We start from the raw sequence: 25,730 nt of genomic DNA, 5'->3' as shown, positions 1-25,730 counted from the left end.
AGAAAGAAGGAAAACTAAATGGATATTGCATGGATCTTAACCATTTTACTTATTGGTTTTCTCGGTTCATTTGTATCAGGGATGTTAGGTATTGGCGGTGCCATCATTAATTTCCCGATGCTACTATATATACCGCCATTACTAGGATTTGCGGCCTTTTCTGCACATGAGGTGTCAGGAATAAGTGCGATTCAGGTACTTTTTGCTGCTCTTTCAGGTGTTTGGGTCTATCGTAAAGGTGGGTATTTAAATAAATCACTCATTATCTATATGGGGAGCGCCATATTAGCGGGAAGCTTTGTGGGTAGCTTCGGTTCAAAATTTTTATCTGAGTCTGGTATTAACATGGTCTATGGAATCCTTGCATTGATTGCAGCTGTGATGATGTTCATACCGAAAAAGCAAATTGATGATAAACCGATGCAGGCTGTTACATTTAATAAACCATTGTCGGCCCTATTAGCTTTCGTTGTTGGTATCGGTTCCGGAATTGTAGGAGCAGCTGGTGGATTTTTATTAGTACCAATCATGCTTGTGGTCTTAGGAATCCCTACTCGTATGACCATTGCGTCAAGCCTTGCTATTACGTTTATCTCCTCAGTAGGAGGAACTATTGGTAAATTAATGACTGGGCAAGTGGAATATTATCCAGCGCTCATCTTGATTGTAGCTAGTCTAATAGCTGCTCCTCTGGGTGCGAGAATAGGGGGCAAGTTAAATACTAAATTCCTACAAATTATTTTAGCGGTTCTTATATTAGCAACAGCTATTAAAATTTGGATGGATATATTATAAGGGGGTATGGTAATGAAAATTGAAGTTTTCTCTGATTTTACATGTCCATTTTGTTATATTGGCAAACGAGAACTGGAACGGGCGATTGACATCGCAGGCTATACAGGATTAGTGGAAATAGAATATAAAGCATTTCAAATAGGCCCAGATATCCCGGAAGTGAATGCACCCTCTTTTTATGAGGCGCTGGCTAAAAAGTATGATGTCACGCTAGATGAAGTGAAAGATATGGTCGAGGGTATAGCTACGAGAGCAACGGAAGTTGGTTTGCATTATGATTTTGCTAAGATGAAAACAGCGCATACAGAAAAGGCTCATCGTTTAGCTAAATGGACGCAGCAATTTGGTAAAGCGACAGCTTATACGGAAGCACTAATGGCTGGTTATTTTAAAGATGGTGAAGATTTGAACAAAGATGAGTTTTTATTAAAAGTTATTGCGCAATTAGATTTGGATAGAGAAGTTGCAGCGGGAATATTAGCTTCAACTGATTTTAGTGAAGAGCTAGACAAGGATCGCTATGAAGCACAGCAACTTGGCGTACAAAGTGTACCGTTCTTTGTATTTGAAAATCGTTATGGTATTAAAGGGGCTGAGCCGAATGAAGTGTTTGTGCGAACTTTGCATCAAGCTGCGGAAATAGCTGGGATTCAGCCAACGATAATGATAAATGGTAATGGAGAATCGGCATGTGCTGATGGACAGTGTAAACTATAAAAGACTTTAAAGGTGTCGAGTGCGTAAGTGTACTTGACGCTTTTTTTTCGAATAAATGAATACTGCAAGAGGTATTAAGTCTTGTTTTCTGTGTTATACAACAAAATAAAATGTATAATTTATCCTTTTTTATCATCTGAATGGTTCTATTTTATGGTAGTGTGAGAAAAATCACATCCAATAAATTGTTATGTTGCTAAAATATAAGTGAGAATACAAAGGGGGGTATTATAGATGAAACCTATAGTAGCAGGAGTAGCAGGAACAGTACTGTTAGCAGGCGCCATTTTTGTTGGGACGTTTGTCAGTGACAAAATTACAGTTGATTCGAATGTGAGTGAGAAAGAAGCGACAGTGCAAACACAAATACCAACAACAGCAGCTGCTCAGTCAGTGGTCTATGCTCCGCCAAGTATTGAAGAAGTACCAGATGGTCCAATGAAAGAAGCAATATTAACGGGCTATGAACTTGTTAATAACACACATGTTGCGGCAGATGAATATGTGGGCAACCAATTATCTTGCACAAGCTGTCATGCCGGTGCTGGCTATGACGAGCAAGCCTCATCATTAGTAGGTGTAATGGCAAATTATCCACAGTATATTGGACGCTCAGGTGGTGTAGTTACAATAGAAGAACGGATTAATGGCTGTATGGTTCGGAGTATGAATGGTAAAAAATTCGAAATGAATAGTGATGAACTAGAGGCTATGGTGGCGTATTTCGCTTATATTTCTGAAGGTGTTCCAATTGGAGCAAAACGTGAATGGGCGGGCACAAGTGATATGAAGAATGTGCCGATTCCAAATGTTGCAGATGGTGAGGAGCTTTATGCACAGTCCTGTATAGCCTGTCATGCAGCTGATGGCGCAGGAACTGGTGCTAATACTGGCCCAGCTTTATGGGGAGATAATTCATTTAATGATGGCGCAGGTATGGCACGTATGTCAAAAATGGCTGGCTATATTCAAAATAATATGCCGATAGGTGCAGCGGGAACATTAACAGATCAAGAAGCTGCAGATTTAGCTGCCTTTATTTTATCGCAAGATCGTCCAGAGTGGGCGAACCATGAAAAAGATTGGCCAAAAGGCGGGCGTCCAAATGACATCATGACTAAGGAAAAACGTGAACAAGTTAAAAATGGTACGATTGACTGGGAAAAAGTTTTGTCTACAAATTAACGAAGAAAAGGGATGCTGATAATTGGCATCCCTTTAACTTATTTAAAATTATAAGCAGTTACTATTTTATCTCTGTTCGTTGTGATATCTGTAAAATATTCGTATAAGCAAATCCCTAGGAATGACCCACTTACATTAAAGACGTTAGAAAAACCGCTATTTTGAAGGGCCATAACAGCATTATAGCTACGTTGACCAGATCGGCAATGCACATACACTGCTTGATCCTTCGGAATTTCATCCATTCTTTCCCGAAGTTCACTTAGAGGAATATTGTGTGCATTGATAAGGTGACCGGATTCAAATTCATTTTTTTCACGAACGTCTAAGAAAAAGGCTTGATTTTCAATGAGTTCCCTTACTTCATCAACTTTTACCTGCTTAAAGTGTCCGTGTAATAGATTTTGAGCTACAAGAGCTGCCAAATTAACAATATCACGGGCAGTGCTAAACATTGGAGAATAGGATAACTCTAGCTCCTTTAAATCTTCTAATGTACCGCCCATTGTGATGAGGGTAGCTATAACATCAATCCTCTTATCTGCATTACCTTTACCTATTGCTTGAGCCCCTAGTATTTTACCCGTCGGTGTTTCATAAACGAGCTTAAAGTGAAGTGGATTACTATTTGGCATTAGTCCTACTTTGTCTGGAGCTATCAAATAAACACTTTTTGCTTGAAAGCCATTTGCTAGGGCTGTTTTTTCGTTCAAACCTGTTGTCGCGCATACGAGATCGAAAATTTGTACGCTTGAAGATCCAATGACTCCTTTGTTGTGATGAGGGATGTTATACATATGATTAGCTGCTGCACGTGCTTGTCGTTGAGCGGGACCGGCTAAAGCAAGGCGCGTCTGTTTATGGGTAAGCTGATGGAATACTTCAATCGCATCTCCCACAGCATATATGGAAGGATCAGACGTCACGTAATTTGCATCAACTTGAATACCTCCGAGTTCACCAATTGTTAGCCCGGCCTCTTTGGCTAAGCGGATTTCAGGTCGAACGCCAATTGCTAATACTACTGCTTGGGCTTTCAATTGTTTGCCTGAGTTCAACGTCACATTATTTGGTGTAACCTTTGCAAGACCGTCATTGACAATAATTTGAACCCCTTTATCAGTCATTTCCTTGTGTAAGATCTGAGCCATATCATAATCAAAAGGGGCCATAATTTGTTGGCCGAATTCAACTAGAGATACATTATAGCCTGCTAGCTTCAAATTTTCTGCTACCTCTACACCAATGAAGCCTCCGCCGACCACAGCAATATCCTGTACATTATCTGTTTGTAGATACCAATTTAAACGGTCAATATCAGCCACGTTTCTAATGGTAAAGACGTGCTTAGAATGAATGCCCTCTAAGTCAGGGACGATAGGACTTGCTCCTGGGGATAAAATTAACGTATCGTAACTTTCCTCATAATCTCTATTCGTTTTTAAATCCTTAATGGTGATGGTTTTTTGCTCTCTGTTAATACGTACAACTTCTTGCTGAACACGAGCCTCTATATTGTATTTTGTTTGGAAGCCTTGAGGCGTCATTAAAATTAATTTGTCGCTATTTTCAACAATCCCGCTTAAATGGAAGGGGAGAGAACAATTAGAGAATGAAACATTCGGCCCCTTTTCAAATATAATAATTTCTGCTTTTTCATCTAGACGACGAAGACGAGCCGCTGTGGATGCACCACCTGCAACGCCGCCGACTATTAAAAATTTTTTACTCAATGTAAACACTCCTTTTCATAGTAAATACATAATGGGGTATTTAGAGTCTCTTAAATAAAGGTTTTATTTCTAAAAGTAGGAGAATTATGTAGTTTGAATACTACAAATAAATAATATACCCTAAAGGGTATTATATCAAGGTGCCAAATTAATAAATTTTCTGTGGTGTTCCTCGTTCAAGAAAGTTGATGCACAAATTTGCTATACTAACGGTAGTAGGAAATGGAAATGGCACAGGGGGTGACACTGTTGATCTTTTTGAAATTTTTAACCCAAATCCTCATAGTATCGGGTTTGATTTATATTGTGAGTGGACGATTAATTGGCTCGAATATTAATTTTGTGCGAAGAGTGCTGTCAGTCGTTATTAGTGTGACATTAACCTCATTTGTGTACTGGTATTCTTATCTACGCCACACAGATTTTTTATCAGAAACGATGATGCAAACAGTAACTGAGGTAAGCACACTGATTTGGATCGGTAGTATGCTACTAATTTCGATGTTGCTTTATTTGGTATTTGAACTTTTTGACCCTAGTGGCATTACGAATGGAGATCGCCGTCACGGCCAAAAATCTTTACTATTGCGATTGCGTAGCTATTGGCGACAGCAGAAACGCCTGCGTCAGGTATTAAAAATTGCTGTTACAAACGGTGTCGTACAAACGATTAAATATGCGAGGCAACGAGAAAATGAAAAAGAACTTGCAATTGCTTTGCGCGCAACGTTAGAACAATGTGGTGGGATTTTCATCAAATTTGGCCAGGTACTTTCCACACGAAAAGAGCTTTTTTCACCTATTTTTATTGATGAATTAGAAAGGCTTCAACACCGAGTAAGGCCTTTATCAGAGGAGCAAGTGAAACAAATTTTAGAGAGATCTCTTCCGCAATCAATGGACGAAATATTTAGCCAATTTCAAATGGAACCCATTGCAGCAGCCTCTATTGGCCAAGTGCATAAAGCAAGGCTTAAAAATTATGAAGAGGTGGTAGTCAAGCTATTGCGTCCAGAAGTAAAGGGAATTATGCGCGATGACCTTGAAATTTTAGAGGAATTTGCTAATTGGCTATCCACAAAATCAACCTGGGCAGAATCATTAGGCTTTCGAGAGTTGGCTGGGGGATTTGCAGAGGGGCTACGTGAGGAGATTCATTTAGATATTGAAGTACGTAATACGCTACAGGTGAAGAATGCACTGGCGAAAAGCGATTACAAGGTTCGAATTCCTAAAATATTTACGCCTTACAGTAATGAAAATGTTATTGTGATGGAGTATATTCGTGGACAAAGTGTGGCAGATGGGGCATCTGAATTTAATCGTTTGTCGATTGATCGTAGGCAATTTGCAAGAACCGTACTCTACTCATTTTTTGAGCAGATGCTATTCTCTGGTATTTTTCATGCAGACCCACATCCAGGAAATATCCATATCGATGAAACAGATGGAACACCAGTCTTGCTTGACTTTGGCGCAGTAGGACGTTTAGGTGCAACACAGCAAGAAGGCTTAAAGTTATTTTTGATGGGCATTCAACTAAATGATTCAAGCGTTTTATATGATGGTTTAACATTATTAGTGGAAAATGCTGATCATGCAGAACGTGGGAGAATGGAGCAGGCAATCGACCAAATTTTACTGAAAATTTCCTATGTTGACCGTATACCTACTGAAGAATTAATTCACGCGCTATTTACAGTGGTAAGAGATTTTGGACTTGCATTCTATCCAGCAGTGGGATTAGCTCTCCGTTCCTTAGTGACGTTAGATGGCACATTACGGGTAATAGATCCACGTTTTGATATCTTTACTGAGGCAAAGGATTTTTCTGCTACATATATGCGTGCCTCTTTCCTTAAGCCTTTTAAAGAACCGATGGCAACTAAGGAGCGGCTGCAAGAAGAATTATCTATGCTAATACCGACTTTGCGTAAAATGCCTAGAAGAGTCGATCAGCTCATTCAGCGAGTTGAGAGCGGAAAAATCATTTTACATCATGATGTCTTTTCGGATGAACATAATTCACGTTTTATTACACATTTGTTTTCTCAATTTGTTTTGCTGCTGGTGGGTATAACTTTTGGTATTATATCTGTCGCTCTTTTAGCTATTTCACAATTTATCCACGATTCTTATGCGGTCTATTTGAACACAGCGGCATATTTAGGTTTATTTTTATGTGCTATTTTGTTAGTGAGATTATCTATACAAGCATTAAGGTCGATGAAGCAATAGGTAGGGAATTTTTTCCCTACCTTTTTCTTTGGCACCCTCAAATATTACAAAAACATTACAAAAGATCTGTTAGGTCTAATGTCGAATTAGCTAATAGTTTCTCTGTGTAGAAGAAAAATGTATTATGTAGAATAATGTAGTTTGAGTGCGAATGTTACAGAAATATTTCGAGTTTTACTAATGTATTAAATAGACATGAAATAGTATAAAAGTTATGTAGAAAATGCTAAACTTTAAAAGGCTAAAATAAATATAAGAACATTTAATTAAAATAGAAATCGTTCAAGTGATTACATAGAATATCGAGAGCGAAATTGATAGATGAAGGGAAATGAAGGTAACGTGGCTAAGCGTAACAAATGGCGTAAGTCGATGGTGCTAGCATTAGCACTAGCTGGCGGCTTATTATTTAATACAATTCAACCAACAGAAGTACATGCCGAAGAAACTTCTCAACAAATGATTGAGAAAAAGGCTGAAATAGATGCACAAATTAAAAAATTACAAGAAGAACTAACGAAACTACAACAAGAGATCGACGCAAAAGTAAAGGTATTTAAACAAGTACAAGCAGATATTAAAGAAGTGGATGCTAGTATTGTTGAAACACAAAAACGCATCGAACAACGTTCAAAAATTTTAAGTGAACGTATGGCTGCATACCAAGCGCAAGACAACACGGTAGGTGTTTATTTAAACGTAGTGCTTGAGGCAAAAAGCTTTGCAGATTTAATGGATCGTGTCGTAGCGGTGAAAACATTAATGGATGCTGACCAAGAATTAGTGGATCAACAGGAAGCAGATAAAGCAAGCTTAGAGCAACAAAAAGCTACATTAGATGAAAAACAAAAGGAACTTCAAAAACAATTCCAAGAGCTTCAGCAAAAAGAAAGCGAAATGGAAGTGAAGAAAGCTGAGAACGAAGCAAAATCACTTGCATTAAAAGCTGAAATTGCAACGAAACAAGAAGAAGAACGTTTAGAAGCGGAGCGTAAAGCAGCTGAAGAAGAGGCAGCTCGTTTACGTGCACTTCAAGCTGCTACACCAGTTGTACAAGCAACTCAAAATAATGGTGGAGGCGAACCACAAAAAATTATTGTTGGTTCAGGAGCTGGCACTGTTTCTTCAGGAGATGCCATTTCAACAGCTAAACAATTCCTAGGACGTCCTTATGTTTGGGGTGGTAGCAACCCATCAACAGGTTTTGACTGTTCAGGTCTTGTACAATGGTCATATAAGCAAGCGGGTGTTTCTTTACCTCGTACAGCATCACAACAATATTTAGCAACACAACGCATTTCAGCAGGTGAAGCACGCGTTGGGGACTTAGTGTTCTTCAGCTATGGTTCAGGAGTAGCACACGTAGGTATTTATTTAGGTAATAACACAATGATCGACGCTCAAAACAATGGTGTCGTAATTGAATCACTTGATTGGTGGAATCAATACTTAGTAGGCTTTGGACGTATTCAATAGGCCTCACTAATATATAGACGGTTGAGATAAGAAAAAGGTCATCTTTGTAGAGAAAAATATACAAAGATGACCTTTTTTGTTTTTGGAATGCTATTCTTTCAAAGAAACAAGACGACTACTTCTATTCTTGAAAAGAGACTTTCCTGCATACTAAATTGATATTAAATTTTAAAATTTACTTTGATGACACCTGTCTCTTTCAAGGCAATAAAGAAAATAATAACGAATGGGCCGACAAGTAAACCGATAATACCAAATAACTGTAGACCTATGAACATGGAAATTAATGTTGGTAAAGTGGATAAACCGATATGGTCTCCCATTAATTTAGGCTCGACTACTCGACGAATAATAAGTAAAATAGCAGCTAAGATGAATAATTTTACAGCTATAGAGGTGTTTCCCATCAACAGGTGGTAAAGTCCCCATGGCGCTAGAATAATGATAGAGCCTAGGAATGGTACAATATCTATTAACCAGATAATAATCGTCATTGTTACTGCATATTTCGGTTGGATTAATAGCAGTCCAATGAGTGTGACGCCTCCAATAATAAAGCTTACAAATAAGTGAGCCTTCATATAGCCAAATGTTGCATCTTTTAAGCGATTTAAAATAATTTTTATCTTCTTTGCTGTATTGGGCTTTAAATATTTATAAGTGATTTGCTTTAACTTAGGCAAATCAAGCATAAATAGGAATAGCGCAATCATATAAACGAGAAGACTGATAAATAGGCTGGGTATCTCTGAAAAGAAGGCAGAAACTTTGCTATAATTAAAGAAGCTTAAAAAGGATTCTTCGACTTTCTTTATGAAATCCATAGTGGTTTTTTGAAGCGAAGCACTTACTTCAGGTGGAAAGTCTTCTGTGTATTTAGAAATATTTTCTTGCATATGAAGCCACATATCTGATAGCTTGGAAATATAATAGGGAGCTTGCTTAGATAGTAAAATTATTTGTGTCATTATTTGTGTAATAGAAAGATAACAAATAATAGATATAACAATAACACTCACTATGTAAATAAAAGCAACTGCTATTTTCCGTGACATTTTCCATTTCCGTTTAAAGAACATGACAATTGGTTCTAAGAAAAATGCACTAATCCCAGCAAGTATTAAAGGCATGGACACTGGGATAACAAAATAGGCAGCTAGAAGTAGTGATATTATCACAATCAACCGAAAAATCAATTTCCTAGCATTAAATTTATTCATAAACTCACCTTCTTTGCGAAAAAAATTAAGTTAAGTGTACCATAAATCAAATTTTATTACGTTCTGAAACAATAAAGGTAGGGATGAATTATGGAAAAAGAGATTTTGCAACTTTTTAGTAATCTAACAGAGCATGATCGCGATATTCAATATGAATCTTACGAGGAATTAATAAAAATTATGCAAGAACCCGTAGATTGGACATATGCAGTTTGGGAACAGCTAATAAAAGCTCTTACATACAATAATGGTTATTCTCGTGCACGTGCTGCACAAATTTTATGCGCTTTAGCTGCAAAAAGTGATCCAGAAGAAAGGGTCTTGGAGGATTTTTTAAAGATTTGGGCTGTGACTTACGATGAACAATCTGCTACGGCAAGGCATGCATTACAAGCAATTTGGAAAATTGGACAGGCGGGTCCAGTACAAAGAGATTTGGTTGTATCGTATCTAGCTAAAAGATTTCAAACATGTATAGATGAAAAACAGCCATCTCTTATTCGTCAGGATATTATAATGTCATTTAAAAAGTTATATGATCAAACAAATGACTCGAAATTATTAGATATTGCCCATCGTTTAATTAATGAAGAACAAGATGCTAAATATAAAAAGAAGTATAAGTCAGCCATCCGTTCAAAGTAGCGAGGTGGTGTTTTTTTGTGCAAATTCTTTGATGAACGATAGAATAGTCAACTATAATGAATGAAAAAAGGGGATTATGCATGAGCATTTATAATTATCTAGTTCGGAAGCCTAATGGCGAAATTTTATCGATGGAAACATATCGTGGAAAAACAATGTTAATTGTTAACACGGCAAACCAATGCCGATTTACATATCAATTTGAAGACTTACAGAAAATGTATGATAGATATGGAAAAGAGAATTTTGTAGTTCTTGGATTCCCTTGTGATCAATTTGGCCATCAAAATCCTGAAGATGGGGAGGAAACTAAGCATCTATGCAAGGTAAACTATGGGGTCACATTCCCGATTTTTGAGCTTGTACAGGTAAATGGAGAGGCTACCCATCCACTCTTTAATTATTTAAAGCATGAAGTGGATTACCGAGAGTTTGGGAAGGCAAGTATGCAGGAGAAAATGTTGGCAGAAGCAATTGTTCAACTTGCCCCAAGCTTTTTAGATGGTCGTAATATTCGCTGGAACTTTACAAAATTTCTAGTAGATGCTAATGGTAAGACCGTCGCACGCTTTGAACCAACAGATTCACAGCTCGATATTGAAAAAGCAATTGAAACACTATTATAGTAAATTTCTTAATAATGTAAAAATTTGTTAGGGTTTTCTCTTCAAGTAGAAATAATGCTATATTTTAAAACTGTGTACAGCTATTTTTTCTGAAGCATATATGATAAACTGCTTTACAAATGAAATATTCTTGCAGAATAAAGGTGCTAATTAGCATAATCGGGAATCCGGTGAAAAACCGGAGCTGTTTCCGCAACTGTAAGTGCAGCCATTATAAAGATTTACCACTGTCTCAAAGAAGATGGGAAGGTCCTTTATAACACATTCGTTTCATGTGACGAACTGTACAAGCCAGGAGACCGACCTTTATTTGAACGTATAAAAACTTCTCGGAAGCTAGGAGGATATACGGCAAATACATAGGCTTTGTCCAGTTTGATGGCTCATTATGTTATTTTTGTCGTTCCTTTGCAAAAAGGAGCGACTTTTTTATGCCTTTCAAATAAGAATTTTTCATTATAGAAAATAGGGGGGAAGCAAGTGAAAAAAGATGCCCGTTATTCTTGTTATCCATTTATGCGTGAGAAAGCTTCAACGGTCGATTTTGAAATTCGAACAGATAGTCTGACAACACATCTAGGAGTTGCATTAGCTGCGGTAAAAAAAGAGGATGTTCAAGTTGTTGCTGAGGATTTATTGCTTATGTTACCTATGGCTTATCATGTGAATGGCTCAGTACGTGGGAAATTAGCAGTAACTGAAGAGGATTTATCTTGGTTAAGTGAACGTTATGATTTTTACGTTCGCCATGTGAAGGAAGAGATTCAAAGTTTTGTTTTACCTCAAGGAACAGAGGCTGCTGCAGCCTTACATCTTTGTCGCAGTGAGGCAAAAAAATCATATCGTACTTTACACAAAGTATCAGAAGAACGAGAGGTTCCAGCTATTCTTTTCGATTACCTTGGTTTATTAGCTAATGTATGTTTTGTCATGGCTGTTTTTATGAATCAGCAAGCTGGAATAGCGGAAATACCGTTTATTAGTAAATCCTACCCAATGAAAAAGAAAAAGGAGAATAACAATGAAAAAAGTATTTAATTTCCAATGGCTATCAGTGCTCTTACTTGCACTGGTATTAGCAGGCTGTGGCACTGCTGAAGATACAAAAAATAAAGATGCTTCGCAAGATACACAACAAGCAGAGAAAACAAGCTATAAAGTGACAGATGACCGTGGAGTGGAAATAGAGTTTAAAGAAGTACCAAAAACAGTTGTATCTTTACAACCAAGTAATACTGAAATTTTGTTTGCTTTAGGTGTTGGCGATAAAATTGTAGGAGCAACTGAGTACGATACTTACCCAGAGGAAGCACAAAAAATTGAACGTGTCTCTGATACTATGAACTTTAACAGTGAAAGAATTATAGCGTTAAAGCCAGATGTTGTCATTGCTTATACAATAGGTGATAAGGATGCCCTAAAGCCGCTTGAGGACGCAGGAATTAAAGTGTTTGTTATTCAATCTGCGACTACTTTCGACGATGTTTATGGAGATATCGAACAAATTGCTGCTGTGATGGATGTTCCTGATAAAGGAAATAAATTAAACGAAGAGATTAAAGCGAAAATTGCTGAAGTACAAACGAAGGTGAAGGATGTAAAAACGCCGAAAAATGTTTATTTAGAGGTTAGCCCTAAGCCAGACATATATACAGCAGGCTCTAGCACTTTCCAGCAAGAAATATTAGATGCAGCTAATGTTAATAATGTTTTTTCTGACTTGAATAGCTGGGCAAAAGTGAATGAGGAAGATGTTATTGCGAAAAATCCAGATGTTATTTTAACAACAGTAAACTATACAGAAGATCCAATAGGAGAAATTCTTGGACGAGATGGTTGGAATACTGTGAAAGCTATTCAAAACAAAGCGGTATTGTCCATTGATACAGATATCTCTAATCGACCTGGTCCGCGTATTGGTGAAGCTGTAGAATTAGTAGCGAAGGCTGTGTACCCAGAGTTATTTAAATAAGAAATGTTTCCATGCTAGCTGTCAGCCATTCAGCTAGCATTTTTTATGTGGTTTAAATTATTACCTAGCGTGAAAATTGGAATTAATGTAGTTTGTTCTTTAAAATAAAAGTAAGTATGCTTGATAATCTTAGGAGGTGTAGTGATTGGAGCAATTAGAGACAAAGGTAATTCCATTTGAAGCAGTCTATAATTTCCGAGACATGGGTGGATATAAAACAAAAGATGGGCGTAGGGTAAAGAACGGTTTATTTTACCGCTCAGCTGCCCTTGGAAAAATGACACTGGCGGATAAAGAGCTATTTGAAACGTTAGGGATTAAAACCATTTTTGATTATCGCGATAACAATGAGGCGTATCATAATCCTAACCCAGTGTTCTCGCATGCTCAATATATACAAATCCCAGCGAAGGGTAATCATGGTTTTGAAATGCCAACCAATGCTGGTGGTAGAGATTTCTATAAAGTGGTAAGCCCTGAGATGTTTCGGGATTTTTATGCACAAATGCCTTTTAACAATCTTTCATTTAAAGAGTTAATGCAAACGATTCAAAATCCTAATAATCTAGGTCTTGTACATCATTGCGCAGTTGGTAAGGACCGAACGGGTATTGGAGGAGCACTTATTTTACTAGCTTTAGATGTACCTGAGGAGACTATCATGGAGGATTATTTAGATACTAATATACATTTACGTCCAATGGTAGAACGAATGGCTCAGGCTATTCAGCATCAGTATAATGAGCAAGAACTACAGCAATTTTATGCATTAATGTCCGCCCGTGAAGACTATTTACAAGCAGCATTGGATGCGATGGATCGTCGCTATGGTTCTAAGACTGGGTTTTTAGAGCAGGAATTTGGCCTAACAATTGAAAAACGAGAGCAATTACAATCTTATTGCTTAATTTAAAAATGAGCCCTTTCACACGATGTGAAAGGGATTTTTTATGTGGAAGCGCTGTCTTCCTATAAATCTCTTTACAGTCTGAATATTTGTGATAAGATACAATAGATTTTTAAGAAAAAATAGGAGAAGTGAAAGTATTGGCAGACACAATTAAAGAGACAAATAAGTTAAGTCTATTCCATTTAACATGGCCAATCTTCTTAGAAGTTTTTCTATTTATGTTGATGGGACTAGCCGATACTTTTATGCTCAGTGCTTTATCAGATAATGCTGTATCAGGAGTAGGTGCAGCCAATCAATATATCCATATTGCCATCTTGATTCTGGAGGTAGTGGGCAATGGTGCATCTATTGTTGTTTCTCAGTATTTAGGCTCCAAACGCTTTTTTGAAGCGGCCAAGATCTCGGCGTTAGCGGTCACGATGAATTTGGTCGTTGGGCTTTTAATGAGTATTTTATTTTTCTTCTTTGCGAGACATTTAATGACAATGATGAACTTGCAGGGAGAAGTACTCCACTATGCACAAAGTTACTTAGCCATCATTGGGAGTTTTATTTTCCTACAGGCTATTATTAATGCACTCGCTGCAATTATTCGTGTACATGGTTGGACAAAACAAACTATGTACGTTTCGCTTGGCATGAACGTCTTACATGTTGTGCTAAACTACGGCCTTATTTTTGGGAATTTAGGTTTACCAGAGCTTGGTGTGAAAGGAGCGGCTATTTCCTCTGTCATTAGTCGCGGATTAGCCGTCCTAGTATTTTTCTGGTTGCTGTATCAGGTAATGGAAGTGCGCGTAAAGTTACAATATTATTTTGAGTATTCAAAGGAATATGTGAGAAAAATACTAAACATTGGTTTACCATCTGCGTTTGAACAGGTACTTTATCAATTTTGCCAAATCATCTTTTTATATTATGCGACTTACTTAGGAGCAGAAACACTAGCAGCACGACAATATGCTATGAATATTTCGATGTTTACGTATTTATTTGCAATTGCCATTGGTACAGGAACAGCCATTATTATTGGTCGTCATGTAGGTGCAGGAGAAAAAGATGAGGCGTATCATCAGCTATGGAAAAGTGTTCGTGCAGCATTTGCTTTTACGATTATTATGGTCGCAGTCGTTACGCTATTCCGTAAGCCACTTATGCAGGTATTTACTGATAATCCAGAAGTTATTAAGATTGGGGCATCCGTGTTAGCATTAAGTATTTTGCTAGAGACTGGTCGCACAATGAATATCGTTGTCATTAACTCTTTACGCGCTTCTGGGGATGCTAGATTCCCTGTGAAAATTGGTTTTCTATCAATGGTTTGCATGAGCCTGCCGCTTGGCTATTTATTTGTCTTTGTATTGGATTGGGGCTTGGTCGGAATTTGGCTAGCCATTTCAGCAGATGAATGGGTGCGGGCAATTATCGTATACTTTAGATGGAAAAGTCGTAAATGGGAGCGTTATGCTCTTGTATCACCGAACGACAAAAAGGAGGCATAGAAATGGGCGCATTATCGAAACGTGCTATCGGGGCGGCATTAATGGATCAACATATCACCCTTTTTGCTTGTCCAATCTGTCAGCAATCAATGTATGTCTATGAGCAGGGGAGATTGGTTTGTACTTCTAACCATTCCTTTGATATTGCGAAACAAGGCTATGTCAATATGCTGACACATAACGCCGCTTCTAAATATAGTAAGAGCCTTTTTGAATCCCGCAAGGCTGTTATTGATAGTGGGATTTATGATGCTGTAGAAGCCCGAATCGGTGAGCTTATAAGCTCTGCAAAAACGGTGCTCGATACTGGTTGTGGAGAGGGCTCACATTTAGCTCGCATTATGAATGATAGAGATCATGGTATTGGCGTTGGAATTGACATAGCGAAGGAGGGCATTTTGGCTGCAGCACGTCATTATCCTCAACAAATTTGGTGTGTAGGGGATTTAGCTAAAAGTCCATTTGCTCAAGCGAGTTTCGATGCCATTTTAAATATACTATCACCAGCAAATTATGAGGAGTTTAAACGACTTCTTAAACCGAATGGCTATCTTGTGAAGGTTGTACCACAAAGTGGTTATTTGCGGGAACTGCGAGCTCAATTATATGCAGATTCAAACAGGGAAACTTACTCTAATGAACAAATTGTAGCTCGTTTTCAAGATAGTTTTCGTGAGGTAAACGTAGAACGTGTAACTTATACTTTACCGCTTTCAGAAGAGCTAGTACCCGCGCTATTAGAGATGACACCAATGGGTTGGCATAAAGCAGAACAAACAGCCGTTGAACTAAATGAAATCACGATTGATGTGGATCTATTAGTAGGGAAGGTTTAAGTTGGTCACCTGCAATTGCAGTATACTGGTCTTTTCGATTACAATGGGAATAACTATTGAATAAGGTAGGAATGTAACAGTGTATAAACTAGCAGCAAATGTTGTCAAAGTAATATTAAAATTAATGGGTTCAAAGGCTCGTGTATACGGAGAAGAAAACTTGCCGAAAGAGGGTGGGTTTATTATAGCTTGCACACATACTGGCTATGTGGATATTTTAAACCTTGGTGTAGCCATGTACCCTCGTGAAATTCACTTTATGGCGAAGAAGCAATTATTTGAAATGAAAGGGCTTGGCTGGCTTGTTAAGCATTTAAATGCTTTTCCGGTAGACCGTGATAATCCTGGACCAAGCGTGATTAAAATTCCTTCGCAGTTATTGAAGGAAGGTAAAATTGTAGGGATTTTCCCCTCTGGGACACGTAGTGCAGAAGGAACAGATTTAAAACAAGGGGCTATTACCATTGCACAGTTGGCAAAGGCGCAAATTGTTCCAGCTGCTTATGTTGGTGCACGTAATGTGGGTGATGTAATGAAGCGAGGCAAAGGCTATTTAATTTATGGTGAGCCTTTTTATGTAACAGGCAAGGGTAAAGAAGGTCGTGAGCAGTTTACTCAACACCTTGAGCATGAATTAGTTGCTCTAACAGAAGAACTACAGAAACGTATTCCCGTAAAATAAAAGCAAACGGCACTCAGAATCAAATTGATTTTGAGTGCTTTGTTGTAGGAGGAAAATAAAATGATTCGAGTACTTTTCGTATGTTTAGGTAATATCTGTCGCTCACCCATGGCTGAGGCGGTCATGCGCGACATGGTGAAGAAAGAGCATTTAGAAGATAAAATTGAAGTGGATTCCGCTGCTACTAGCTCATGGCATATTGGCGAACCTCCACATAGAGGTACACAGGATAAGCTTAGGGAATATGGTATTTCTACAATAGATATGCAAGGTCGACAATTACAAAAGTCTGATTTTGAAAAGTTTGCTTATATTATTGGAATGGATGAAAGCAATATTCGTAATATCCGCACAATACTAGGCAATCCAAACTCGCCAAAGATTTTTCGTTTTTTAGATTTAACAGCGCATCGTAAGGATGTCCCGGATCCTTATTATACAGGTGATTTTCAGGAAACCTATGAATTGGTGCAAGAAGGCTGTCGGGCATTGCTAGCAAAAATTAAACAAGAGCTGTTGTAAGATGGCGCTAAAATCGTAAATTTTAACAGCCATTTTTTTAGAAAAATGCTACCTTAAACATTGGTATATCTAGCTTTGTAAGCATCATTGTGTTATTATTTGCAGAGTAAAGATACGATAAGTATTTAATTACCATTTACAGATATACAACTGTGTATCTATTATTTTTATAAATTTATCTTTTGAAAGAGAGTGGAAACAATGGGTCGTAAGTGGAACAATATTAAAGAAAAGAAAGCGTCTAAAGATCAAAGCACAAGCCGTATTAATGCAAAATTTGGGCGAGAAATTTATGTGGCAGCTAAATCAGGCGAACCAGATCCAGAGTCAAACCGTGCACTTAAAGTAGTGCTTGAACGCGCAAAAACATACAGTGTTCCAAAACATATTATAGAAAAAGCCATTGATAAAGCAAAAGGTGGCGGTGATGAAAGCTTTGATGAATTACGTTATGAAGGCTTTGGACCAGCCGGCACAATGATTATCGTGGATGCTTTAACAAACAATGTAAATCGTACAGCATCAGATGTACGTGCAGCATTTGGTAAAAATAACGGCAATATGGGTGTCAGTGGATCTGTAGCTTATATGTTCGATTCAACAGCAGTTATTGGCTTAGAAGGTAAAACTGCTGATGAAGTACTAGAGATTTTAATGGAAGCTGATATTGATGCTCGCGATATTCTAGAAGAGGAAGAAGCGGTAATTATTTATGCAGAGCCAGACCAATTCTTTGCGACACAAGAAGCATTAAAGGCTGCGGGCGTAGAAGAATTTACAGTAGCAGAGCTTTCTATGTTGCCTCAAACAGAAGTGACTTTAACTGGCGACGATGTAGCGAAGTTTGAAAAACTAATTGATGCATTAGAAGATTTAGAAGATGTACAGAATGTTTTCCACAATGCAGATTTAGGCGAATAAATATTAACAAAATGAGTAAACCAGTAGCATTTAAGCTACTGGTTTTTAATTAGGGAGGAAAACGATGCAGACTGCTTTAGCCATTATTTTATTTTTAGTCACATTATTTTTTGTCATAGTGCAACCACGAAAACTATCAATTGGCTGGTCAGCCTGTATAGGAGCAGCTATTGCGCTATTAATAGGTGTAGTAACCTGGCATGATGTGTTAGAGGTAACGGGGATTGTTTGGAATGCAACGCTATCATTTATTGGTATTATTTTAATTTCACTCATCTTAGATGAAATTGGCTTTTTCGAATGGGCTGCTCTACATATGGCACGACTTGCAAAGGGAAGTGGAATTCGCTTATTTGTTTATATTAGTTGCCTTGGAGCTGTTGTATCGGCTTTGTTTGCGAACGATGGGGGTGCTTTAATTCTAACGCCGATCGTTTTAGCGATGGTGAGAAAACTGAACTTGAGTGAAAAAATGATCTTTCCATTTATTATTGCAAGTGGATTTATAGCAGATACAACCTCGTTACCGTTCGTTATTAGCAATTTAACGAATATCGTATCAGCTGACTTTTTCGATATAGGCTTTATAGATTATGCAGTTCATATGCTTGTACCGAATTTCTTTTCGTTAGTGGCAAGTATAGTAGTACTTTACATTGTTTTTCGCCGTTCCATACCACAACATTATTCTCTTGAGGCCGTTGAGCAACCAAGTCAGGCAATCCGAGATCCCAAATTATTTTCGATCGCTTGGTATGTAATTGGGATTCTATTAGTGGGCTTCGTAGCTGGTGAGGTTTTACACATCCCTGTATCTTTTATTTTATGTGGGGTCGCTGCAATATTCTTATGGCTAGCACAGCGTAGCTCTGTGGTAGATACAAAAAGAGTTGTAAAAGGAGCGCCATGGAATATTGTGTTCTTCTCAATTGGCATGTATGTGGTTGTCTATGGGTTAAAAAATGTAGGGATGACAGGAATGTTAGCAAATTTATTTGAACTAGCTATACAACAGGGCTTCGTAGTAGCAACGATGACAATGGGATTTGTCGCTGCCATTTTGTCTGCTTTCATGAACAATTTACCTACTGTTATGATAGATGCTTTGGCGATTTCAGAAACAAGCGCATCGGGCATGATGAAAGAGGGACTGATTTATGCAAATATAATTGGTACGAATTTAGGTCCAAAAATGACACCGATTGGTTCACTGGCAACATTACTATGGCTTCATATATTAGCCCAGAAAGGCATTAAAATTAGCTGGGGACAATATTTTAAAATCGGTGTTATTCTTACCATTCCGACACTGTTCGCCACTTTAATTGCATTAATTATTTGGATATGCTTAATATCATAGATTTATTGTCGAAATAGTTGAAAAAATAGTACAATAGGAACTATTAAGATATTAGTATATCAGTATATTAAAGGAGGAAAGTATGCGAGCGACAGGCAAATTAAGCAATAAAATAGTGTTAATGTCATTAGTAATGTTAGTGGCTTTGTTATCTTTTTTCGTTATAACAACAATCTACACAGCAAAATCATCTGTTAATAAAACCATGGGAACACAGGCAGTTGCAGTTGCTGAGAATATTGCAAAACATCTAAATGCTGCTGAATATGAGCAACTCTCAAAGGAACCAAAAGAATCTGAGTTATATTGGCGACTTCGAGAAGAGCTCAACGAATTACGTGAAATAAATGGTGTTCTCTATGCCTATACTTTCGCAGTACCACAGGAAGATAAAAAGGTACGTTTTTTAGTGGACGGTATGCCAGCAGATGATCAAGAAAATGCTGGAGCTATAGGAGATGAGTCCTCCACCACATACTACAAGGATATTGAAAAGGTAAAGAATACAGGAAGTTATTATTCTGCTATTTTACATAGTGATTTTGGAGATTATTTATCTGGTACTGTTCCATTAAAGGATGAGGCAGGGAATACTGTTGCCTTTGTTGGGGTCGATATAGAAGCAACAGAGGTAAGCAATGTTGCGAATGCCGTATTAACGGCTATTTTACCTGCATTAATTATTGTCATATTAGCTTTAACAGGTATTGTTATGTTCATCCTATATCGTTATATTAATGGAGCATTAAAACCTCTTGCACATTTAGGTGATGCAGCACAAAGTTTTGCTCAAGGCGATATTGCTAAGGCAACGATAGCAGTGGAGAAAATCCAGCTAAAAGGAGCAAATGAAATCACAATATTTGCACAATCCTTCAGAGAATCACTACAAAAATTAAAAGAAACTTTCCATACGATTCAACAACGCACATTTGCTTTACAAAATGTTGTTCAAAAAATTGATGAGACTTCTCAGCATGTGGAAGAATCAAACGCTCAAATTGCAGATCGAATTATTGAAATTGCTGCTGGTAGTGAGCAACAGCAGCAAAATAATCAAGAGGTTGTATTAACTATGAATGAGATGTCAATTGGTATTCAACGACTGGCTGATACAACTTCAGAAATTGCGGAGTCATCATCAGCAATGACGGGACTTGTGGAAACAAGTGTTAGTCATTCTCAAGAAGTTGTATCTCAAATTCAAAACGTAGAATCTTCTGTTTTACGTACGGCTAATCATGTCGAGGAAATGGGTGATAAGTTCCGATCAATTGAAGAGATGGTGACCATCATTACGAGTATTGCGGATCAAACCAACCTACTAGCTTTAAACGCTGCAATAGAAGCAGCTAGAGCAGGAGAAGCTGGTAAAGGATTTGCGGTCGTGGCAGATGAAGTTCGTAAACTTGCAGAGATGTCTAAAGCATCTGCTGACGAAATACACATGCATTTAGAAAGCTTTAAGAAAATTACTGATCGAGCGTTACAAGAGATGGCTAGTAGTACCATAGATGTACAGGCAGGCAATAAAGCAGTGCAACACATAGGTGAAAGTCTAGAGAAAATATTGCAATCTGTCCTTGAGGTGAATAATAAAATTCAAGATGACTCTGCTGTCATTGAAGAAATGTCAGCAGGCTCTGAGGAAGTATTAGCTACTACCGAACAGATGAATGCTATTGCGAAGCATAGTGTCCTAGGAACAAAGGAAGTAGCAACTGCCTCAGATTTACAAGTAACGATGGTTTCTGAATTAAATGAAGTTGTAACAATATTAGATCAAACATCTAAAGAGGTTATAGAAACGATTAATACATTTAAATTATGATTAGTTTAGAACTATTTCTCTATAAGCTTATGTCTTGTGGAGAAATAGTTCTTTTTATTTTTGGCATTTAAAATTTAACTGGAGATTAGCATAAAACAAACCATATTAAGGGAAATAAGAAAATAATTTGTGCTTTACCCATTGTGAAAACTTTCAAACCATAACATAATATAAAGTAATATATTGTTGAACGAAGAAAATAGGGGGGCTAAAGTATGAAGTTTTTACGTTCAATACAGGGGAAATTGATTATTATTTCATTGGCACTACTAATTATTCCAAGTTTAATAATTGGTATAGTTAGTTATGGTAAGGCTAAGAATGGGATGGAGGATATAGGAGAACAGGTACTTTACAATAGTGTTGAATCTGCTTTGCAATTAATCGAGCTCGCAAACGAGAGTGTTGAAAAGGGTGACATTCCCTTAGAGGTTGCGCAGGAACGAGTACGTGAAGCATTTCTTGGTCCGAAAGATAGCGAAGGAAAACGGCCTATTAATTATCCGGGTGATTTAGGGGAATATGGCTATATCTATGTGTTGGATGATAAGGGAACATTAACAACACATCCAACACGAGAAGGAGATAATCTTTGGAATGACCAAGATAGCAGTGGCAATTACTTTATTCGAGAAGTAACTGAAAAGGCACTTGATGGTGGTGGTTTTACACAATATGAATTTGAACTACCAGGTCAGGATGTCTTAGCGGATAAAATTATTTATTCTGAGAAAGATCCACATTGGGGATGGATTATTGCATCAGGTACATATATGCAGGATTTTAATGCAGAGGCGAATTCTTTATTGCTAGTAATTGGTTTGACATTAGTAGGTGCCATAATTATTGGGACAATCGTTGTCATTCTTGTATCAAGACACCTGGCATTACCAGTTCAAAAATTATCTAAACGTGTACGTGAAGTAGCAAAAGGGAATTTAACGGTTGAAATTGAGCATTTACAGCGCTCGGATGAAATAGGACAGTTAAATGATGGCTTTAATGAAATGGTACAACAACTTAAAACACTTATTTCAGATGTGGAGGAAGCGATTGTAGAAATACAATCAACTTCAGCAAATTTAACCGCAGTAGCTGAAGAGACAAATGCCTATGGTGATGAAATCGTCAAAGCAATCAATGAAGTATCCCAGGGTGCAGTCAAGCAAGCATCTGATGCAGAGGATACAAACCGAACGGCTATCGAGTTTGCGCAGCAAATAGAAGGATTGCATGATAAAAATGAATTAATGTTAGATGCCTCACAGCATATGAAAAAATCAAATGAAGAAGGCCTAGTCAATTTAGAAAGCTTAAAGGATAAGTCGCGGGAGTCTTCAACTCTCGTTCAGAATATTCAGTCTGTATTTGGTAGTCTAATTGTCAAGGTACGTGAAATTGAAGGCATCGTGGGGACGATTACGGAGATTTCAGATCAAACGAATTTACTTGCACTTAATGCCTCTATTGAAGCAGCAAGAGCGGGTGAACATGGTAAAGGATTCGCAGTTGTCGCGGAAGAGGTACGTAAACTTGCTGATCAAACCTCTGTAGCAACTGAGCTAGTACGCACGACGCTAAAAGGCATTGAAAGTGAAACAAACTTAGTCAATGGAGAAATGCAGAAAACCCATATCATTGTAAGTCAACAAAATGATTCTGTCATGGTAACAGAATCATCCTTTAAAGAAATCAAATTAGCTGTTGAAAAAATCATAGCCATTATAGGCGATACAACAGATAGCGTAGAATATTTAAATAGCTCTAAGAATACGATTATGCAATCGATTGAAAGCATTGCGATGATTAGTGAAAAGAATGCTGCTGCGTCTGAGGAGGTAACAGCATCTGTAGATGAGCAACAACGCGCAATACAACTCGTTAGCGAATCTTCCAATGATTTAACTGATGAAATATCTGCCTTACAGGAGTCTATTAAACGATTTATATTGAGATAATATCTTTCAGGGTGCTTGCTTAACAAGCATCCTTTTCTTTTTATCATCGTTAATAAAAGGTAAAGGAGGAATGATTTGTGAGAAGGTGGCTGATGACAATTGGTGTTATTTTAATCGGTATTGGAATCGTTCTTTATATTTGGCTGGGAAAAGAAATTGATCAGGGTATGGAACCGAAGGCCAATGGTTCAGCTGATTATATGATTATATTGGGAGCAAAAGTTAGGCCAGGTGGTGTACCATCGCTTTCATTAAAAAGTAGATTAGAGGTGGCTGTTCCATACTTAACAAAATACCCACATATTAAGGTCATTGTGTCAGGTGGACAAGGACCTGATGAAGATCGTACAGAGGCATCTGTAATGCAAGACTATTTGGAACAGCATGGCATCGATGCCGCGAGAATTATCATAGAAGATCAATCTACATCTACTTATGAAAATTTAGTATTCTCTAAAGAATTATTACCAAAAGAGACAAAGAAAATTACCATCGTTTCAAATGACTTCCATTTGAAACGTGCAAAATATCTTGCTGAATCGTTAGATTTTGAAGTAGATGTTCTATCAGCAAGAACACCAAAATCAGTAGAAGCAAAATTAAGAATAAGAGAAAGGGCGGCGTTATTAAAAACATATATTGTGGGCTATTAAAACAACAACGCCATTATATTTAGGAACTGCTTCTTTCTCAAAAAATCATGGAACAGAAAAGAGATAATTGTTTCTTAATAGATTCTATTTGGCATATAATAGAAATATTACGGGGTATAGGACAGAAAGAGGGGACTTTTATGACAACGTTTAAAGAATATCAATACAGCCGTCCAAATGTGGCATCAATGAAAGAGCAGCAGTTAGCACTCATTGAGCAATTTAAACAAGCACAATCGATGGACGAGCAAAGTAATATCATTGAAAAGCACAATGCAATTAGTAATGACTTTGCGACAATGGCTAATTTAGTATATATTCGTGCTTCAATCGATACGAACGATGAATTTTATCAAGCAGAACGTGATTATTTCGATGAAGTAGGTCCTGAGTTAGAAGAAGTAACGACAGAATACTATAAAGCTTTAATTGATTCACCATTTCGTGAGCAATTAGAAGAAAAATGGGGTCAACAATTATTTGATCTAGCAACTTATCAAATTAAAGGCTTCTCACCAGAAGTTATTGATTTGATGCAAAAAGAAAACAGACTTGTTTCTGAGTACAATAAGCTTGTTGCATCTGCACAAATTGACTTTAATGGGGAAACATTAACACTCGCTCAGCTTGGTCCGTTTGCAGAGTCAACGGATCGAGAAACACGTAAGGCAGCAACGGATGCTCGCTTTGGCTTCTTTGCACAGCATGAAGATGAATTCGATCGTTTATATGATGAACTTGTCAAGGTACGCCATGAAATTGCGATTAAACTTGGCTATAACAACTATGTTGAACTAGGCTATATTCGTATGAATCGGATTGATTACAATGCTGATATGGTTAAAAAATTCCGTGATCAGGTACGTGATTTAATTGTGCCTGTTGCAACGAAGCTTTACGAGCGTCAGGCAAAGCGAATTGGCATTGAAGATTTCAAATTTTATGATGAAGCACTTAACTTCTTATCAGGTAATGCTACACCAAAAGGGAATCCTGAGTGGATTGTAGCAAACGGTAAAAAAATGTATGAGGAACTTTCACCTGAAACAGGAGAGTTCTTTAATTTCATGATTGACCATGACTTAATGGATCTTGTAGCGAAGAAAGGGAAAGAAAGTGGCGGTTATTGTACGTTTATTGAAAACTATCATTCCCCATTCATTTTCTCAAATTTTAACGGTACTTCAGGTGACATCGATGTATTAACACATGAAGCTGGACATGCTTTCCAAGTTTATTCAAGTCGTAACATTGGCATTCCTGAGTATTTATGGCCAACCTACGAATCTTGTGAAATTCACTCGATGAGTATGGAATTCTTTACTTGGCCTTGGATGGAGCTGTTCTTTGAAGGTGATACAGAGAAATATAAATTTACACATTTAAGTAGTGGTCTTTTATTCTTACCATATGGTGTGGCAGTAGATGAGTTCCAGCATGTTATTTATGAAAATCCAACAATGACTCCTGCTGAACGTAAAGCTGCATGGAAAAAAATTGAGGAAACGTATTTACCACACCGTGACTATGATCATAACAGCTACCTAGAGGCTGGGGGCATTTGGCAACGTCAAGCTCACATCTATGCAAGTCCATTCTACTACATTGATTACACGTTAGCGCAAATTTGTGCCTTCCAATTCTGGAAACGTTCACGTGAAGAATTTGAAGCGGCTTGGAAAGACTATATTCATCTTTGTGGTTTAGGTGGCTCTATGTCCTTTACAAAGCTTGTAAAAGAGGCAGGTTTAATCTCGCCATTTGAGGATGGCTGTGTTGAATCGGTTATTGGAGAAATTGAGACATTCTTAAATTCCATAGATGATTCTTCTCTATAATTGATGACTTAAATTCGTTTCACTTCCACGATAACTATTATTGGGGAAGTGAGCGAATTTTTTAGTTTGTCAGAGGAGTTCTGTAAAAAAATACTAGGATACTTGCG

The 25,730-nt window shown here is 37.6% G+C and carries 22 protein-coding genes and 1 riboswitch; of the genes, 20 read left to right on the top strand and 2 right to left on the bottom strand.

The features are described from left to right. Nucleotides 1–18: 18 nt before the first annotated feature. The 3 genes from NYE73_RS22520 (at nucleotide 19) to NYE73_RS22510 (ending at nucleotide 2,697) form a co-directional block, all read left to right on the top strand. Nucleotides 19–795, top strand: coding sequence for a sulfite exporter TauE/SafE family protein (locus tag NYE73_RS22520; protein ID WP_259950534.1), 777 nt, complete (start codon nucleotides 19–21; stop codon nucleotides 793–795). Nucleotides 796–807: 12 nt separating this feature from the next. Continuing rightward, nucleotides 808–1,512, top strand: coding sequence for a DsbA family oxidoreductase (locus NYE73_RS22515; RefSeq protein WP_048394144.1), 705 nt, complete (start codon nucleotides 808–810; stop codon nucleotides 1,510–1,512). Nucleotides 1,513–1,746: 234 nt separating this feature from the next. Next, a complete protein-coding gene (locus tag NYE73_RS22510; protein ID WP_004231872.1) occupies nucleotides 1,747–2,697 on the top strand; it encodes a c-type cytochrome in 951 nt (316 codons plus the stop codon). Between the two features lie 38 nt (nucleotides 2,698–2,735). Here the strand turns inward: NYE73_RS22510 and NYE73_RS22505 are convergent, their stop codons facing one another. After that, on the bottom strand, nucleotides 2,736–4,430 hold the full coding sequence (locus NYE73_RS22505; protein WP_259950535.1) for an FAD-dependent oxidoreductase: 1,695 nt from the start codon (nucleotides 4,428–4,430) through the stop codon (nucleotides 2,736–2,738). Nucleotides 4,431–4,679: 249 nt separating this feature from the next. Between NYE73_RS22505 and NYE73_RS22500 the strand changes: the two genes are divergently transcribed. Both NYE73_RS22500 and NYE73_RS22495 read left to right on the top strand, forming a co-directional pair. Further along, complete coding sequence (locus NYE73_RS22500) at nucleotides 4,680–6,668, top strand: ABC1 kinase family protein (RefSeq protein ID WP_259950536.1); 1,989 nt, start codon at nucleotides 4,680–4,682, stop codon at nucleotides 6,666–6,668. Nucleotides 6,669–7,010: 342 nt separating this feature from the next. Further along, a complete protein-coding gene (locus NYE73_RS22495) occupies nucleotides 7,011–8,144 on the top strand; it encodes a C40 family peptidase (protein WP_311199887.1) in 1,134 nt (377 codons plus the stop codon). Nucleotides 8,145–8,305: 161 nt separating this feature from the next. On the opposite strand, the gene ytvI is transcribed toward NYE73_RS22495, so the two are convergent. Then, a complete protein-coding gene (gene ytvI, locus NYE73_RS22490; protein ID WP_048394150.1) occupies nucleotides 8,306–9,364 on the bottom strand; it encodes a sporulation integral membrane protein YtvI in 1,059 nt (352 codons plus the stop codon). 90 nt (nucleotides 9,365–9,454) lie between these two features. On the opposite strand from ytvI, the gene NYE73_RS22485 reads away from it, so the two are divergent. The 15 genes from NYE73_RS22485 (at nucleotide 9,455) to NYE73_RS22415 (ending at nucleotide 25,623) form a co-directional block, all read left to right on the top strand. Further along, nucleotides 9,455–10,009: a hypothetical protein gene (locus NYE73_RS22485; RefSeq protein ID WP_054549633.1), complete on the top strand. Its 555-nt coding sequence runs from the start codon at nucleotides 9,455–9,457 to the stop codon at nucleotides 10,007–10,009. 80 nt (nucleotides 10,010–10,089) lie between these two features. Further along, nucleotides 10,090–10,635 (top strand): glutathione peroxidase, encoded by a 546-nt coding sequence (locus NYE73_RS22480; RefSeq protein ID WP_103118917.1) that lies wholly within the window; start codon nucleotides 10,090–10,092, stop codon nucleotides 10,633–10,635. 124 nt (nucleotides 10,636–10,759) lie between these two features. Next, nucleotides 10,760–10,957: riboswitch (cobalamin riboswitch) on the top strand. 158 nt (nucleotides 10,958–11,115) lie between these two features. Then, a complete protein-coding gene (locus NYE73_RS22475) occupies nucleotides 11,116–11,673 on the top strand; it encodes a hypothetical protein (RefSeq protein WP_004231886.1) in 558 nt (185 codons plus the stop codon). Then, the gene (locus tag NYE73_RS22470) at nucleotides 11,657–12,607 is read left to right on the top strand and encodes an ABC transporter substrate-binding protein (RefSeq protein ID WP_259950539.1); all 951 of its coding nucleotides are present in this window, start codon (nucleotides 11,657–11,659) and stop codon (nucleotides 12,605–12,607) included. The genes NYE73_RS22475 and NYE73_RS22470 overlap by 17 nt, the downstream gene beginning before the upstream one ends. A 145-nt stretch (nucleotides 12,608–12,752) precedes the next feature. Beyond that, a complete protein-coding gene (locus NYE73_RS22465; protein ID WP_257961895.1) occupies nucleotides 12,753–13,520 on the top strand; it encodes a tyrosine-protein phosphatase in 768 nt (255 codons plus the stop codon). 134 nt (nucleotides 13,521–13,654) lie between these two features. Further along, on the top strand, nucleotides 13,655–15,022 hold the full coding sequence (locus NYE73_RS22460; protein WP_048394160.1) for an MATE family efflux transporter: 1,368 nt from the start codon (nucleotides 13,655–13,657) through the stop codon (nucleotides 15,020–15,022). 2 nt (nucleotides 15,023–15,024) lie between these two features. Next, nucleotides 15,025–15,858: a putative RNA methyltransferase gene (locus tag NYE73_RS22455; protein ID WP_259950540.1), complete on the top strand. Its 834-nt coding sequence runs from the start codon at nucleotides 15,025–15,027 to the stop codon at nucleotides 15,856–15,858. A gap of 79 nt (nucleotides 15,859–15,937) precedes the next feature. Next, nucleotides 15,938–16,540, top strand: a complete 603-nt coding sequence (locus tag NYE73_RS22450) for a lysophospholipid acyltransferase family protein (protein ID WP_048394163.1) — start codon at nucleotides 15,938–15,940, stop codon at nucleotides 16,538–16,540. A 60-nt stretch (nucleotides 16,541–16,600) separates the two neighbouring features. Continuing rightward, complete coding sequence (locus NYE73_RS22445; protein WP_066037998.1) at nucleotides 16,601–17,062, top strand: low molecular weight protein-tyrosine-phosphatase; 462 nt, start codon at nucleotides 16,601–16,603, stop codon at nucleotides 17,060–17,062. A gap of 201 nt (nucleotides 17,063–17,263) precedes the next feature. Continuing rightward, a complete protein-coding gene (locus NYE73_RS22440) occupies nucleotides 17,264–17,983 on the top strand; it encodes a YebC/PmpR family DNA-binding transcriptional regulator (RefSeq protein ID WP_004231899.1) in 720 nt (239 codons plus the stop codon). 64 nt (nucleotides 17,984–18,047) lie between these two features. After that, entirely contained in the window at nucleotides 18,048–19,343 is a 1,296-nt protein-coding gene (locus NYE73_RS22435; RefSeq protein WP_259950541.1) for an arsenic transporter, read from the top strand. An 82-nt stretch (nucleotides 19,344–19,425) separates the two neighbouring features. Beyond that, nucleotides 19,426–21,174, top strand: coding sequence for a methyl-accepting chemotaxis protein (locus NYE73_RS22430; protein WP_054549626.1), 1,749 nt, complete (start codon nucleotides 19,426–19,428; stop codon nucleotides 21,172–21,174). 215 nt (nucleotides 21,175–21,389) lie between these two features. Then, nucleotides 21,390–23,132 (top strand): methyl-accepting chemotaxis protein, encoded by a 1,743-nt coding sequence (locus NYE73_RS22425; protein ID WP_259950543.1) that lies wholly within the window; start codon nucleotides 21,390–21,392, stop codon nucleotides 23,130–23,132. 77 nt (nucleotides 23,133–23,209) lie between these two features. After that, the gene (locus tag NYE73_RS22420; protein WP_259950545.1) at nucleotides 23,210–23,785 is read left to right on the top strand and encodes a YdcF family protein; all 576 of its coding nucleotides are present in this window, start codon (nucleotides 23,210–23,212) and stop codon (nucleotides 23,783–23,785) included. 140 nt (nucleotides 23,786–23,925) lie between these two features. Then, complete coding sequence (locus NYE73_RS22415) at nucleotides 23,926–25,623, top strand: M3 family oligoendopeptidase (protein WP_048394174.1); 1,698 nt, start codon at nucleotides 23,926–23,928, stop codon at nucleotides 25,621–25,623. Nucleotides 25,624–25,730 lie beyond the last annotated feature (107 nt).

The sequence above is a fragment of the Lysinibacillus sp. FSL K6-0102 genome, assembly GCF_038003545.1.
Taxonomy (GTDB): Bacteria; Bacillota; Bacilli; order Bacillales_A; family Planococcaceae; genus Lysinibacillus; species Lysinibacillus capsici.
Note: the sequence above shows the minus strand (reverse complement) of the source record. Positions and strands in the feature narration are given on the sequence as shown.